Here is a 15,074-nt window from a genome sequence, read left to right as displayed (position 1 = left end):
CATGTTCTACTAATTGGAGGCATCACCCCCCGCGGCAAGAACATCTTCAATGAGCGGAATAAGTTTCGCTAACGTCTTACCACTACGAAAAATATCCCGACAAGCCAGACGAACTTCCCTGTCAGGTTCGATCGGATTGCGGCGGGCAATTTCAAACGCTTTTGGCACCACGGTGTCGAATTTAATGATATCTGCGATATCGTAGACAAAGGAAAGGGGTTTACCGGTATGCACAAAGCCAATAGCTGGCGCATATCCGGCAGCCAGTACGGCTGCCTCCGTCACGCCATAGAGACAAGCCGTCGCTGAACTAATGCATTATCGCCCTTCTCCCAATCCCTGGGATCGTAGCGGCGACCTTGCCACTTAACTCCGTACTGTTTCGCCAGCAATGAATAGGTCGCACGAACCCGACTCCCTTCAATTCCACGTAGCTGATCTACCGAACGACGGCCCGGCGCCGGCTCACCAAAGCGCAGCTCAAACATCCTGCGCACGACTTTCAAACGCAAATCATCATCCAGCGCCAGCTTTGCCTGATACAGTAATTTATCTGAACGCGCACCGCCCGGCTGACCCGATGCATACACGCGAACTCCTGCCTCCCCCACCCATACCAGAAGCGTCCCCACCTGAGCGGCTAAACGAACGGCGGCATGAGAAACACGCGTTCCCGGCTCAAGCATAATACAAGCTACAGATCCAACAGGAATATGGGTACGAACTCCCGTTTTGTCGATTAATACAAACGCACCGTCGATCACATCTATCTGCCCGTACTGAAGGAAGATCATCGACACACGATCTTTCAATGGGGTCGGGTTAAGAGGAAGCCAACTCATCAGCGCCTCCTTTTCACCATCAACATCCCGCATCCCATCGCTTTGCTTTTGCCTAACCCAGAAAACAGCGCCTGTTCAAACAATAAAGCATTGGTAATCACAAGCGTGCCGGAAAAATCGACGCTGCTAAAAGCAATCGGATTATCCTGCGCTTTGCGAACAAAACGGTGCTGTTGATACGCCTGCACGCATCCGCACCGCGTCTGTATCTCACTGCTATCCGTGCCGGCCCATTGGGTAAAATCATCAGGTTCCGGTTCAAGCAAACGGAAACCATGTTGATTCCCCTGCCTTTCCAGCCAGTCCTGCGCAGCCTGCTGCTGTAGTTCCCACCACTTTTCCTGCGCCAGACCGTTCGCCTTCGCCTCGTGTTTTGCATTCATCATGACATCGCTACGTTTACCATTGCGGGTAATCACCGGATTAGCGCGTAGCTGAAAATCAAGCACCAGCCCCTCAGCCAGCTGCGGATTAAATGATTTAGTTTCGACGAAAAATAGAGCGTGCTGCGTTAACGGCGGCGTTGTTGAGAGCATAAAAAAACCGCCATGTTCTTCCTGACGGAACAAAAACTGGCGTTCTTTCTGTTCGGGAAAGAGCTGCCATAACCACTGATGGCTGGCGTAAGGCCGGGCCGAATCCCATTTTTTCAACATTTCCGGTTGTAAATGATTAAACCGGAGCTGGATACGAGACAGGTACATTAGGATCTCCCCTGCAATGGCCCGCTGAAGCGGGTATAGCTACTAAACTGCCAGCGCTGGCGGCTTACGGGTTGATTATTGCTACGCTGTTTTTGCTGCCAGGCCAGGCTGACCTCATCAGGGTCATCCCAGTAACAAACGCCTTCACTCAAGGTGGCGCCGCTTAATTCCACCGGGCACATTTCCTGCCTCGCCTGGATAAAGACGTCCTTTAAAGCACCGAGCATTAAACGAGGCGCCAGCGGTAATGCCAGAGGACAGGACTTACGCCCAAGATAGAGAGGGAAATGTGGAGTCAATAATGCATTGTGTAATTCCGCAAGCGTACACGGCGAGCCGGGCGTGGCGCTTAATGCCACGTGCCAGTAACCGTCACAACGATACTCCCGCTGCGAAATCAGCGTTCCGACCTCATCCGGCGCGAGGGTAAGCTCATCCCGTCGCGTATGGTAACGATACTTTTTGTTTTCTCGCGGTGCGCTTACGGTGTGGTAGTCCCGGAGCCATCGTTCCTGAGAAGAAAGCGCGTGCACGGCCAGATGGTAATGCTGATTAAAACTATTCAGCCGCTCTTCTTCATCCCGCCGAATACCCAGCGCTGCGGCAAGTAATCCCAGCAATGCTGAGCGTGTAGGAACCGCCGCCGAAGGACGGATCTCACCGGGAGCTTCTTCGCCCCACGATGCCAACGGCGCATACAGTTGGAAAACTAAATATTCCTTCATCATTCATCCTTACTGGCTAACAAAGGCCAGTAATTCCGCCAGCGATCCTTCACTTTTCTGTACGTTCAATTCTTTATAATCATCAGTACAGTTCCCATATACGCGATCAAAGCTGTCGCGCTGCTGCTTTAAGCGGGTAACAGCTGCCGTAATTTGATCGGCATCGCGTACCGGTTGGAAAAATGCCGCAGCCAAAGAGCGCGGCTGTTTTTTACCGATTTCCGCTAGCGCATAGGAAGCATAAGCTCGAGAAGCAAAGCTGTTTTGTTTACCGGTTGGAGAAACCGTAAGCGCCGTTTCGGTAAGCGCCGCAATAGCACGCTTCGCCAGCTCCTCATTACCGCCAAGGTTTTCCACCAGTAAATCGCGGCTGATACAGACGTAGGTATAGAAAAGCGCCGAAGCAAAGCCCTGCTCGCCCATATGACCGGAGCCGGTGTCTTCTTCCTTATTATTCAGATCGTCAACGGCGGTGAAAAAATCAGATTCAATGTGATCTTGACCCGCCATCTCCGGACAGCTTTTGTATCTTAAGTTAACGATGCCCGCTGCCGCCGGTACTCTCTCGGAGAGTGATATCCCAGCGCACTGTGCGGGTGATTTTCATTGTAGTGATTGAACGCCGCTGCAAGGTTCTGTAGCGCTGTTCCCACATCTGGTTTTGGCATGAACGCGATGTAATCTTCCTTCATCGTTTTCACGAACCGTTCGGCCATGCCGTTACTTTGTGGGCTGCTCACCGCTGTTGTACACGGCTCCAGATTCAGTTCTCGCGCGAACTTCTTCGTTTCATGCGCGGTGTACGCTGAACCGTTATCTGTCAGCCACTGCACTGGTTTACCCGGCAGCGTGCTACCGAAGCGCCTTTCCACTGACCTCAGCATCACATCCTGTACCGTTGAACTGTCGTAGCCTCCCGTGCTCGCTGCCCAGTCTATGGCCTCCCGGTCGCAACAGTCCAGTGCGAACGTCACCCGAAGCTTCTCGCCGTTGTCACAACCGAACTCGAAGCCGTCTGAACACCAGCGCATATCGCTTTCCGCTACCGCGATTTTGCCTTTATGCTCCCGCTTCGGACGCTCTGGTTTATCACGCAACAACAGCAGGTTATGCTCGCTCATTATCCTGTAAAGCCGTTTGGCGTTCACCGGTGGAAGTCCCTCTACACGGCGTTGCTTACGCAGGATACCCCACACCCGCCGGTAACCGTAGCTGGGCATGTCGCTGATGATGCCGAGGATCTCCGACAGTATCTCTGCATCAGCTTCGTCATTACGCCGGTTGCTGCGCCTGTCCTGCCAGTCGGCAGAGCGGCTCACCCGCAGTGATAACTGCGCACGCGACACGCTCATGGTGCGACTAACCAGAGCTATTCCCCGTCCTTTGGCAACAAGGGCGCGTGCGCTATCCATTTTCGCGACTGGCCGTACTCCACCGCTTCTTTGAGGATCTCAACTTCCATCGTCTTCTTACCCAGGAGACGCTGTAGTTCCCGGACCTGTTTGAGTGCAGTCGCCAGCTCCGAAGCCGGAACCACTTCCTCTCCGGCCGCAACGGCGGTGAGGCTACCTTCCTGATATTGCTTCTTCCATTTAAACAGCAGACTGGGCTGAATACCGTGCAGACGAGCAACGTGGGAGACATTCATACCCGGCTCCATTGTTTGCTGGATGATGGCAATTTTCTCTTGCGGAGTCTTACGCTTACGGGCTTCTTGCCCTAACAGGATCCCGGTCATCTCAAAATTAACATGGTTGTTAGACATATATTTAAGCCTATCTCTTATCTGGAGATACAGCTACTGTCCGGTGTTTCAGGGGGCTACATCAAAATCAGATTCAATGGTCACGGCGCTCACCCCTAGCGGATGCGAAACCTGGCAGGCAGCTTCGACATTAAACTCCGGCGTTGATGCCAGCATACGACCAAACAGCGCCATATCTACGCTACGCTGCTCCTTTCTCAGCAGCTTAACTTCTTCTTCACTGGGTTCACGCTTATCGGCAATTAGCGTATCAACCAGCTGTTTAATTAACGTAATTTCGTGATGGCTAACATGGACAATTTGTTCAATTTCGAGATTTTTTTCATCGGGCGCATTTTTATCGTTTTTTAGCTTACCGAACTGAGCCGCAATTTTTTCTGCCGCCCCTTTCGCTACTTTCGCCGTAATACCGCCGGCAATCATCGGCCGGAAAACGTAATCCACGCCAATGCGTCGGGTACGCTTGCCGATGAATCCATCCAGCGCTTCTTCAAAGGTGTCAGATACGCGCCAGGCGCGCTTCAGGCTTTGCGACGAAACGCGCAGACGCTCCACGCCCCCCATATATGCTGTTTTAGGTCTACCGGATTCATCGCGGTTAAGGTTGGCAGGCGCGTAGGCGGTTAATAAATGCAGTTGAATAAAGGTTGTCATCGTTAAATCCTTCTAAAAATGATTATTTGCTATATGACGCAGAAAGATATTCATTCGCCCAGCGGATGCGATTTCGCTCAAAGGGATCGCGAGGTTCCGACTTATGCTCTTCTCGTCTTTGCCACTCTTCCATCCACAAAAAAATGCTGTCGGCCAGCGATAAGACATTAACCCCTTCATGACCGCGAATCGTCACCGCGTGGATTAACAGCTGACAAAACGTTTCCGGATCGGAAGCCTTTTGCAAACGTTCAAAGCGTAGAGTAGAAACACATGGCGTCGATCCGTTGAGTTTTTCCCCCAGCTGCGCGGCAAAACTTGTTTTTTCGTTATGCTTCTTAATATGCGCGGCGACGCTGGCAAACAGCGCCAGCGCCATTTCATCAAGAGGTTGCAGCGGCATATGTTCAAGTAGAGACTGACGAAGCGCGCCGTATCTTTCACACATCATTGCGCCATAAGGCGGATCCATTCTTTTCAGCTCTGCCCGCCAGGCGCGGCCGTTAATGCGCTGATTCTCGCGCGTCGAGTACCTCTCAGATAGCGCGGAAAACCAGTTAATCAGCGCTTTTTGTGCCTTGGGATGGGTGATTCTGCGCAATGCCGCAGTATGACTATTCAGCATTTTTAACCTCCTCCTGTTATTCAATCAGCGCCAGTACATCCTTATACGCTTTATGTTTACGATAGCTGCTTTCAAGCTCCTGCCGCGCCTTCAGCTGACGCAGCAGGATATCGTCCGGGCTATCGGCGTCAGTCAGTATTTCGCGGTCAAAAACGTGAAAGAGATAGGCGTGTAGCTCACGTTCCCATACCTTCACTGCGCCATGAGTCGATGTCTCTTTACGCAATGAATCCACCGCCAGGACACCTTGCAGCGTTCGGAAAGCAGGCTCAGTTTCCTGCCAGAAGGCGACATCTATCATGCTGAAGTCAACTTTGGCTTCTTTCGGATTAGCAAACCGGGCGCTTTTCAGCGCATTTCTCAGTAACAACAGCGCCTCTGAAGCCAGTACCACGACTTTATTGAGCGCTTCCAGAAATTGTTCCGCATGAGAGGTGCTGATTAACGGAATGCGGTGCTGGTACCAGCAGCGGGCTTTGGCATTATCCATATCCCATGCAAAACACCACAGTCCGATATTTTTTCGTTGGCTGGCGGAGCGGACCACCTTTGCAGGCTGCATTTTGTTAAATTTATCCTCACGTTCGAGAATAAGCCCCAGCCAGTCTTTATAGCTGATGCCGCCCGGCTGCCCTTTTAACGCCAGCCAGGGCGAGGAAGGATCTTTCAGCGCCTGGCGATAGGGGGAAAACGGATGCCGCCAACCGTCATATTGAACGCCATAGTTTTTGCCGCGCATTTGCCGCAACAGCGACTCATGCTCTCCGCCGCATAAATCACAGATCCCCGCCTCAGTATGGGTAAAATCCAGCTCAATACGTCGCGGCATTCCCCAGTACGCCTGCAAAGGATGCGCATTTTCCGGCGTGACTACATTCCCCGCTTTTTCACTGGTTCTGGTCGGCGCAAGCCAGGGGAAAATCAGGGGAAACTGCGCTGAGGTCGGCGCACTTTCCTGGGGTAAAACGTTGAGCCAGAGCTTCCGCCAGAGCGGGAACTTGTCTTCTTCCTGCGGAACCACCAGCGTGGTAAGCGGCCCGCCGCCGCGCATTCCGACCCGATAGCCCGCGCCGCCGGCCGGAGAGTTAGTTTGTACCGCAAACAAGGCTATCGCCGCACAGTGGGGGCATATTTGTTCAACGCTACCTCGCTTAACAAAATGATCTTTATTGAGCTTTAGCGTATTGCCACCGGGCGCATCAATCAGCAGCCCGGCGATGGTGCTATATTCGGCATCAAGGGGATCGTAGCTTTGTAGAAAGGAGGGCTTTTGTTCGCCAAACTGTAGAGCGGGAGAGAGGGTACGCAATGCCTGCCGCCATCTTTCTGGCTCAATACCCTCATTCCAGGTATCTCCCCAGTCGTCTTTATCTTCAGGCGCGATGGCGCATTGCAGGATGCCCGTCAACATTTGCCATGCCGCCCCCTGAAAATCAGCCCGAGGAAACGCGACATCCTGAATTCTGTTATCCAGAATATCGCATAGCGCAACTTTCGTTTTTTCTCCGTCGGAGAAAAGGACAGGAAGCCATTTTTCCGTACTCAAATCCATAGAGTTACTCCTGTAAAACTGGAATGCAGCAGAACCAACCGCTTATTTAAAGAGAAAAACAGGATTGGCACCCTGCCCAAAATTTGCGTAGAAAACATCGTAACCAGGTTTTAGAATGCCATCAATAATAGAACAAGAAGCAGCTTATAATAAATCAAGAAGATATTTAATCTTGCCAAAGTTACTATCACCTGCATTTTAATACTAATAATTAGAAAAAAAATGAACCAGTCTCCCAATTGCAAATGATTTACCGCGTCTGCAGGAATAAAAAGTGTCTATAGAGGATCGAAAGCTGTTGCCCTCATAGCCAGTAAGCTATAATCTTGTCATAGCTTACTGGCTATGAGGGATCGCAATGTGGGACATAGAAACTACGGATGCTTTCGATGAGTGGTTTGAAGCGCAAACAGGCGCACTGCAGGAAGACATGCTGGCCGCGATGGTGATTTTATCCGAGTATGGGCCGCAGTTAGGCAGACCGTTTGCGGACACCGTGAATGATTCTGCTTTTCCAAACATGAAAGAGTTGCGCGTACAGCATCAAGGTAATCCCATCAGGGCCTTCTTTGCGTTTGATCCTTCCCGCCATGGCATCGTGCTATGTGCCGGGGACAAAACGGGATTAAACGAAAAGAAATTTTATAGGGACATGCTCAAACTTGCCGATAATGAATACCGTAAGCACCTGAATAAATGAGGAATGAATTATGGCCACCCTTAAAGAACTTATGGCTAAGCAAAATCCAGAAAGCCGGGAGCGTATTGCCGAAAAAGTGGAAGAGCTTCGCCAGACAATCGCTTTGAATATGCTTAGGGAAGAGCTGAATATTTCTCAAACGGAGCTGGCGGCGGCGATGGGCGTTAAGCAGCCAACGGTAGCAAAAATGGAGCAGGCGGATAACGATCCCCGCCTGTCGACCCTGAAACGTTACGTCACCGCTCTGGGCGGCGAGCTGAGTATCGACGTGAAGCTCCCGACGGGTAAAAGGGTCGCATTTCACCTCTGAAAAATGGCGTGCCGGCTGGCGGTCCAGGAGACCTTCCCTGCGAAACTGAACGGCCGGCCAGCCCCTGCATCTTTGCCCTGGAAATCAAAAGATGATGACTGAAAGCCTGCAGTATCTCCGCTACTGGGGAAAGACAGCAAAAACAGCGGACAGCAAAACGAACCCTTATCATCTGCTGGCATATCATTGCCTTGACGTCGCAGCATGCGGATATTTCATCGTTAAAAACAATATTTTCAACACTAAAGATATATTAAGAGAATGCGGCATTACGGGGGCAGACGCAGAAAACTGGCTCGTCTGGCTCCTTGCCAGCCACGATATCGGAAAATATGCGCGAGGATTTCAAAAATATGCGCTATTTCCCGACTCACCGTTGGTTCCTCCCATTAACGGTATTTCAGCTTTTGAGCGGCACGATTCTTTAGGCTTTTATTTATGGAATAAATTATTTGCAGCATGGTCTGAAGGTAATAATGAAATTATTTCAGGTATTGCCTCGGAAAATCGCTCCGGTTTTGAAAGTGCCTTAAATATCTGGATGCTTGTCAGCACCGGCCACCACGGAATCCCCCCTGATACGCTGAAAAATAGCAGCCCTCTGGCATTCAGTGACGAAGATATCGCAGCAGCAACGCATTATCTGGAAACATTAAGTCAGCTATTTCCCTTTACGCTGCCTCCAGAATGGAAAGTCAAAGCGGGAAGAAAGCGCTTAAAGCAGCACAGCTGGTTTTTTGCCGGCATAGTCACCATCGCCGACTGGATGGGCTCGGACGAAACACAATTTCCACCGCTCAGCAGCCCTATGACTTTGGGAGCCTACTGGCCCTTTGCCTGCGAAAAGGCACAACGAGCCATCCTCAAAATCCCGCAGCGGTCACAGCATAGCCGCTATCTGGACCATCGAGCACTATTCCCTTTTATTCAAACTCTTACGCCTCTCCAGCAGCGAGCAACTACGCTGGATATCTCTGCGCCAGGTCCGCAGTTGGTCATCCTGGAAGATGTTACCGGAGCAGGGAAAACCGAAGCGGCGTTAATCCTGACTCATCGTTTAATGTCCGCCAACAAAGGGCACGGGCTCTACGTTGGACTGCCAACAATGGCGACAGCAAACGCCATGTATCAACGCCTGACGGCGGCTTATCACGCGCTGTTTACCACAGATGCCAGGCCGTCGCTGATGCTGGCGCACGGTGGTCGACAGATGTCGGACGCGTTCCGACAGTCGGTCTGGCAGCCAACAGGGGAAGCGGCTAAAGATTATTCTCGCGACGACGGTAACGCCGCCGGTGAATGCCATATCTGGTTTGCCGACTCGCGAAAAAAATCGCTTCTGGCGGAAGTTGGGGTGGGGACCTTAGATCAGCTATTAATGGCCGTCATGCCCTTCCGCCACCAGTCGCTACGCCTGCTGGGAATGCGCGACAAAATTTTGCTGCTGGATGAGGTCCATGCCTACGACGGCTATATGGTGAAACTACTGGAAGGGTTACTTCGCTTCCATGCTGCCCAGGGCGGAAGTGCCATTATTTTAAGCGCGACGCTCCCCGCCGCCCTGCGCGAAAAGTTACTCAGCGCATTTAATGACGGCGCGGGATTTACCGCTACCGAAACGGCGAATGATGCAGGCTATCCCTGGTTAAGCCATCTCTCCTCCACGGGGCTGACAGAAGAGGCGCTCTCCACGCGCCCCGAGGTTCAGCGTACCGTTGCCGTCAGCTGGATTCAGCAACGTCGGGAAGCGCTGGATATTATTTATCATGCGGTGCAAGCCGGGCAATGCGTATGCTGGATCCGCAATACGGTTGATGACGCACGTGAAGCTTATCAGCAGCTATTACATGAAAAGCGCATTCCTCAACAGGACCTGCTACTTTTCCACAGCCGCTTCGCCTTTGCCGATCGTATTGCCATTGAGGATAAAACCCTCGGCTGGTTTGGCAAAGATGCCCTCGTTTCATCGCGGAGGGGTAAAGTACTAATCGCGACACAGGTTGTTGAACAAAGCCTCGATCTGGATTTTGACTGGATGATCTCGGATCTGGCGCCAATAGATTTATTGATCCAACGCGCCGGTCGGCTACAGCGCCATATCCGCAGTGCCGACGGCGAGCGTAAAGCGATGCCGCCCGATGAACGTCAGCCGCCGATACTGCATATTTTAGCTCCCGAATGGCAGGAACAGGCCGGGCAGGGTTGGCTGGGACAAGAACTGCGAGGTACCGGCTTCGTTTATTCCGACCACGCCTGCTTATGGCGTACTCAGACGCTGCTGCGTCAATATGGCGAAATCAGGATGCCGGAAAATGCCAGAGCGTTAGTTGATGGCGTCTATGAACAAAAAATTCCCGCCCCGGCCAGCCTGCAGGCGCTTTCCGACGTCGACTTCGGCAAAGTGTTGAGCCAGCGTTCCGTCGCAACGCAAAATCTGTTGCGCTACGATATTGGCTACGATCGGGAGGCCAGCGATTTCTTATGGGATAAAGACCGGGAGTTTTCGACCCGCCTGGGCGAAGAGAGCGTTGACGTCTACCTCGCCTGGCAGGACGAGGAAGGTGAGCTGCATCCTGTCGTGACGGAGGGCGACTTCCGCTGGGAAATGAGTCGGTTATCGGTACGTCTATCATGGTGGAAAAAGCGATCGGCAGGATTCTTACTCCCCGGCGAGGAGGCGCTTGAACGGTTTCGCAAGAAACAACACCGGCCGTCCGCGCAGGTGGTACTGGTATCGTCAGAAGGCGAAGCGAGTTATTACAGTAAACGGGAGGGCCTGGCTGGCAGCGCCTCTGAGTAAAAGACCCGGCGCAGTATTCCCGGACGACGCCAAACGCCGTCCGGGATTGGTCTCAACCCTCGTGCAGCCCGCACTCACGCTTCAGGCCGAAGAAGCGCGTCTCTTCCTCCGCCATCCCCGGCTCCCATTTGCGGGTGGTGTGGGTGTCTCCCACCGAGAGATATCCCTGATCCCACAGCGGGTGGTATTTCAGGCCGTGCTTCTGCAGATACTGATAAACGGTGCGGTTATCCCAGTCGATAATCGGCAGCACCTTAAAGACCCCGCGCTGAATCGCCAGCACCGGCAGGGTTGCCCGGCTGCCGGACTGTTCGCGGCGCAGGCCGGCAAACCAGGTATGGGTGTTCAGCTCCTGCAGAGCGCGGTTCATCGGCTCGACCTTGTTGATGTCATTGTATTTCTCAATGCCCTCAACGCCCTGCTCCCACAGCTTGCCGTAGCGGGCCTCCTGCCAGGCGGGGCTGATCTCAGCGCGGTAAACCTTCAGATTGAGCTGCAGCTTATCGGTAAGCTCATCGATAAACTGATAGGTTTCCGGGAACAGGTAGCCGGTATCGGTGAGGATCACCGGAATATCCGGACGGATCTGGTTAACCAGATGCAGGCTAACCGCCGCCTGAATACCAAAGCTTGAAGAGAGCGCGTAGTCGCCGGGCAGGTTTTCCAGCGCCCACGCCACGCGCTCCTCGGCGCTGAGCTTCTCCAGCCGGGCGTTGGTTTCCGCCAACTGCAGCACGCGTTCAACTTTCGGCAGCTCATTTAGCGCGTTGAGATCGAGTACGGACATAGTTACCTCGTTATTTTCCCCTCGCCTCATTCCCTCCCCGTAGCTGGGGAGGGGATCGTCAGGCGCGGATAAAGACGTTTATTCCCAGAAATCACGGGCTGGATCGAGCACCGGGCGCACGATACCCGCACGCACCGTAAAGTCGCCGAAGCCTTCACCCGCTTCGCGCTCTTTCGCCCAGCGCCCGACCAGTTCGTCTATCGAGTCGAGAATTTCCGACTCGGTAATGTTTTCGCGATACATGCGCGGGATCCGCGTTCCGCTGCGGTTGCCGCCGAGATGCAGGTTGTAACGGCCCGGCGCTTTACCCACCAGGCCCACTTCCGCCAGCATCGCGCGGCCGCAGCCGTTCGGGCAGCCGGTGACGCGGGTGACGATATGCTCCTCGCTCACGCCGTGCTTGCTCATCACGCCGTCCACCTTATCAATAAACGACGGCAGGAAGCGCTCCGCCTCGGCCATCGCCAGCGGGCAGGTCGGGAAGGAGACGCAGGCCATCGAGTTTTCACGCTGCGGGGTGACGCTGTTCATCAGCCCGTGATCGCGAGCCAGCTTTTCGATCTTCGCCTTCTGATCTTCCGGCACGCCGGCAACGATCAGGTTTTGGTTGGCCGTAATGCGGAACTCGCCTTTATGGATCTTAGCAATCTTCAGCAGGCCGGTTTTCAGCGGACGTCCCGGATAATCAAGAATACGACCGTTTTCAATAAACAGCGTCAGGTACCAGTTATTGTCGATACCTTTTACCCAGCCGATCCGATCGCCGCGGCCGGTAAACTCGTAGGGGCGAATCGGCTCGAACTTAATGCCGGCGCGGCGCTCAACTTCGGCCTTGAAGGTCTCAACGCCAACGCGTTCCAGGGTGTATTTGGTTTTCGCGTTTTTACGGTCGGTACGGTTGCCCCAGTCGCGCTGGGTGGTGACCACCGCTTCCGCCACGGCCAGAGTGTGCTCAAGCGGCAGATAGCCGAATTCGCAGGCGGTGCGCGCGTAGGTTTTCTTGTTGCCGTGCTCAATCGAGAGGCCGCCGCCGACCAGCAGGTTAAAGCCCACCAGCTTGCCGTTTTCGGCAATCGCCACGAAGTTCATGTCGTTGGCGTGCAGATCGATATCGTTCTGCGGCGGGATCACCACGGTGGTTTTGAACTTACGCGGCAGATAGGTCTGCCCCAGGATCGGCTCTTCGTCGGTGGTGGCAACCTTCTTCTGATCGAGCCAGATCTCGGCGTAGGCGCGGGTGCGCGGCAGCAGATGCTCGGAAATCTTTTTCGCCCACTCGTAGGCCTCGGCGTGCAGCTGAGACTCGTTTGGGTTAGAGGTGCAGAGCACGTTACGGTTCATATCGTTGGCCGTCGCCAGCGCGTCCAGCCCCACCGAGTGCAGCATCTGGTGCACCGGCTTGACGTTCTTCTTCAGAATGCCGTGGAACTGGAAGGTCTGACGGTTGGTCAGACGAATGCTACCGTAGATCGTGTTATCGGCGGCAAACTTATCGATTGCCTGCCACTGCTTAGTGGTGATCACTCCGCCCGGCAGGCGGCAGCGGAGCAGCATCGCGTGACGCGGCTCCAGCTTCTGCGCCACACGTTCGGCGCGGATGTCGCGGTCATCCTGCTGATACATGCCGTGAAAGCGGATCAGCAGGAAGTTATCGCCTTTAAAGCCGCCGGTGAGGGGGTCGTTTAAGTCTTCCGCGATGGTGCCGCGCAGGTAGTTGCTCTCTACCTTCATCCGCTCGGCGTCGGTCAGTTTACCTTCGACCACCAGCGGTCCAGGATGTTTTTCGCTCATTAGTAGACATCTCGCTGATAACGGCGCTCAACGCGCAGCTCACTTAAAAATTCGTCCGCCGCTTCGGCGTCCATCGCACCGAATTCGGCAATCACTTCCAGCAGCGTCCGCTCAACGTCTTTCGCCATGCGATTGGCGTCGCCGCAGACATAAATATGGGCACCGTCATTAATCCAGCGCCACAGTTCGGCCCCCTGCTCGCGCAGCTTGTCCTGAACGTAGACTTTTTGTTGTTGAGCGCGGGACCAGGCCAGATCGATGCGGCTCAGTACGCCCTCTTTGACGTAGCTTTGCCACTCAACCTGGTACAGGAAATCTTCCGTAAAGTGCGGGTTGCCGAAGAACAGCCAGTTCTTGCCCTCGGCCCCCTCCGCCGCGCGCTGCTGCATGAAGGCGCGGAATGGCGCAATGCCGGTACCCGGGCCAATCATGATCACCGGAGTCTGCGGGTTGGCAGGCAGGCGGAAGTTGTCATTGTGTTCGATAAAGACGCGGACTTCGCCATCTTCTTCCACGCGATCGGCGAGGAAGCTGGAAGCGCCGCCGGCGCGCGCGCGGCCTTCGATCTCATAGCGCACCACGCCGACGGTCACGTGAACTTCGTTTTCAGTTTCCGCCTGCGAGGAGGCGATCGAGTACAGGCGCGGCGTGAGCGGGCGCAGCAGGTCGATCAGCACCTGGGCATCCAGCTGCGCCGGAGAGAAGCGCACCATATCGACGACCGGCGTGGTGGCGGCATAGTGCTGCAGCTGCGCCTTATCGCCCACCAGCGGCAGCAGCGTTTCGCTGCGGGTTAATGTCGCGTAATTCTCAACGATGTTAGCGGTATTGACCGTTAACTCGAAATGCCACTCCAGCGCTTCCGCCAGCGGCAGGGTTTTGCCTTCGACGGTAACCGGCTCGTCGCCCTTCAGCCACAGCAGCTCGGCCAGCTCTTTGACCAAAGCCGGATCGTTCTGGTACCAGACGCCCAGCGCGTCGCCGGGCTGATAGCGCAGGCCGGAGTCGCCAAGATCGATTTCAATATGACGCACGTCTTTCTCGGAGTCGCGGCCGGTGATTTTTTGGTTTACCGAGAGCGTCGCGGTCAGCGGCGCTTCTTTGGTATAGGGGCTGGTGTGAATGTCGTTGACCGCGCCGCTGGTCGCCAGCTGAGCCGGCGTCGCCGCCGGCGCGCGGGCTTTCAGCACCTCGACCACGCGGGCGCGCCATTCGGCCGCGGCGCCCTGATACTCAACGTCGGAATCGACGCGATCGAGCAGGCGCTCCCCGCCGAGCTCGGCCAGCCTGCTGTCGAAATCTTTACCCGACTGGCAGAAGAATTCGTAGGAGGTATCGCCGAGGCCAAACACCGCAAAGGCGGTGCCTTCGAGCTTCGGCGCTTTTTTCGAGAGCAGGAATTTATGCAGCGCGACGGCTTCTTCCGGCGGCTCGCCTTCGCCCTGGGTTGAGGTCACGACGATCAGCAGCTTTTCGGAGGCTATTTGTTTGAATTTGTAGTCGCCTGCGTTAACGAGTTTTACGTTCAGCTGCGCAGCCTGGAGGTCGTCACGCAGCGCTTCGGCCACGCGGCGGGCGTTGCTGGTTTGCGAGGCTGAAAGCAGCGTAATGCTCGGGACTTCCGCAGCCGGGGCCGGAGCGGCAGCCGCCGCGCCGGAATGCTGGTTCAGCACGCCCCAAAAATAGCCGGAAACCCAGGCCAGCTGGGTCGGGGTGAGATCTGTCGTGGCCGCCTGCAGGCGCGCCATCTGCTCCGGGTTAAGCGGCAGCAAATTGGAAGGTGGGACCTGTGTCGTCATGCGTCGTTATGTTCCAGTAA

General features: G+C 54.6%; 11 protein-coding genes and 3 pseudogenes. 3 read left to right on the top strand and 11 right to left on the bottom strand.

Going from position 1 to position 15,074, the window contains the following annotated elements:
• Positions 1-9: 9 nt before the first annotated feature.
• From cas1e to casA, 8 genes and pseudogenes are all read right to left on the bottom strand, one after another.
• Positions 10-842 (bottom strand): annotated as a pseudogene (gene cas1e / locus AC1M2H_RS05785) (type I-E CRISPR-associated endonuclease Cas1e).
• A complete protein-coding gene (gene cas6e / locus AC1M2H_RS05780) occupies positions 842-1,546 on the bottom strand; it encodes a type I-E CRISPR-associated protein Cas6/Cse3/CasE (RefSeq protein WP_480150650.1) in 705 nt (234 codons plus the stop codon). The pseudogene cas1e and the gene cas6e overlap by 1 nt, the downstream one beginning before the upstream one ends.
• The gene (gene cas5e / locus AC1M2H_RS05775) at positions 1,546-2,271 is read right to left on the bottom strand and encodes a type I-E CRISPR-associated protein Cas5/CasD (RefSeq protein ID WP_480151851.1); all 726 of its coding nucleotides are present in this window, start codon (positions 2,269-2,271) and stop codon (positions 1,546-1,548) included. The genes cas6e and cas5e overlap by 1 nt, the downstream gene beginning before the upstream one ends.
• Positions 2,272-2,280: 9 nt before the next feature.
• Positions 2,281-2,763, bottom strand: a pseudogene (locus tag AC1M2H_RS05770) (type I-E CRISPR-associated protein Cas7/Cse4/CasC); the annotation flags it as partial.
• 38 nt (positions 2,764-2,801) lie between these two features.
• Positions 2,802-4,009, bottom strand: a protein-coding gene (locus tag AC1M2H_RS05765; RefSeq protein WP_480151850.1) for an IS3 family transposase whose coding sequence is annotated in 2 segments (ribosomal slippage) — positions 2,802-3,688 and positions 3,688-4,009 — 1,209 coding nt in all. Because the reading frame shifts where the segments join, the coding sequence is not laid out codon by codon here.
• Positions 4,010-4,090: 81 nt separating this feature from the next.
• Positions 4,091-4,690, bottom strand: a pseudogene (locus AC1M2H_RS05760) (type I-E CRISPR-associated protein Cas7/Cse4/CasC); the annotation flags it as partial.
• Positions 4,691-4,712: 22 nt separating this feature from the next.
• Entirely contained in the window at positions 4,713-5,315 is a 603-nt protein-coding gene (gene casB, locus AC1M2H_RS05755) for a type I-E CRISPR-associated protein Cse2/CasB (protein WP_480150649.1), read from the bottom strand.
• 16 nt (positions 5,316-5,331) lie between these two features.
• Positions 5,332-6,867 carry a type I-E CRISPR-associated protein Cse1/CasA gene (casA, locus tag AC1M2H_RS05750; protein WP_480150648.1) on the bottom strand — a complete coding sequence of 512 codons (1,536 nt, stop codon included), beginning with the start codon at positions 6,865-6,867 and terminating at the stop codon, positions 5,332-5,334.
• Between the two features lie 358 nt (positions 6,868-7,225).
• Between casA and AC1M2H_RS05745 the strand changes: the two genes are divergently transcribed.
• The 3 genes from AC1M2H_RS05745 to cas3 all read left to right on the top strand — a co-directional run bounded on the left by AC1M2H_RS05745 (position 7,226) and on the right by cas3 (position 10,677).
• Entirely contained in the window at positions 7,226-7,567 is a 342-nt protein-coding gene (locus tag AC1M2H_RS05745; protein ID WP_480150647.1) for a type II toxin-antitoxin system RelE/ParE family toxin, read from the top strand.
• A 10-nt stretch (positions 7,568-7,577) separates the two neighbouring features.
• Positions 7,578-7,877, top strand: coding sequence for a helix-turn-helix domain-containing protein (locus tag AC1M2H_RS05740; RefSeq protein WP_416239327.1), 300 nt, complete (start codon positions 7,578-7,580; stop codon positions 7,875-7,877).
• A 91-nt stretch (positions 7,878-7,968) separates the two neighbouring features.
• On the top strand, positions 7,969-10,677 hold the full coding sequence (cas3, locus tag AC1M2H_RS05735; RefSeq protein WP_480150646.1) for a CRISPR-associated helicase Cas3': 2,709 nt from the start codon (positions 7,969-7,971) through the stop codon (positions 10,675-10,677).
• 52 nt (positions 10,678-10,729) lie between these two features.
• Here cas3 and cysH read toward each other — a convergent pair whose 3' ends face one another.
• From cysH to cysJ, 3 genes are all read right to left on the bottom strand, one after another.
• A complete protein-coding gene (cysH, locus tag AC1M2H_RS05730; RefSeq protein WP_480150645.1) occupies positions 10,730-11,464 on the bottom strand; it encodes a phosphoadenosine phosphosulfate reductase in 735 nt (244 codons plus the stop codon).
• A 78-nt stretch (positions 11,465-11,542) separates the two neighbouring features.
• Positions 11,543-13,255, bottom strand: coding sequence for an assimilatory sulfite reductase (NADPH) hemoprotein subunit (gene cysI / locus AC1M2H_RS05725; RefSeq protein WP_480150644.1), 1,713 nt, complete (start codon positions 13,253-13,255; stop codon positions 11,543-11,545).
• Positions 13,255-15,054 (bottom strand): NADPH-dependent assimilatory sulfite reductase flavoprotein subunit, encoded by a 1,800-nt coding sequence (cysJ, locus tag AC1M2H_RS05720; protein WP_480150643.1) that lies wholly within the window; start codon positions 15,052-15,054, stop codon positions 13,255-13,257. The genes cysI and cysJ overlap by 1 nt, the downstream gene beginning before the upstream one ends.
• Positions 15,055-15,074: the final 20 nt, after the last annotated feature.

This window comes from Klebsiella sp. F11, from assembly GCF_056712265.1.
This window is presented reverse-complemented; position numbering and strand designations above follow the sequence as displayed.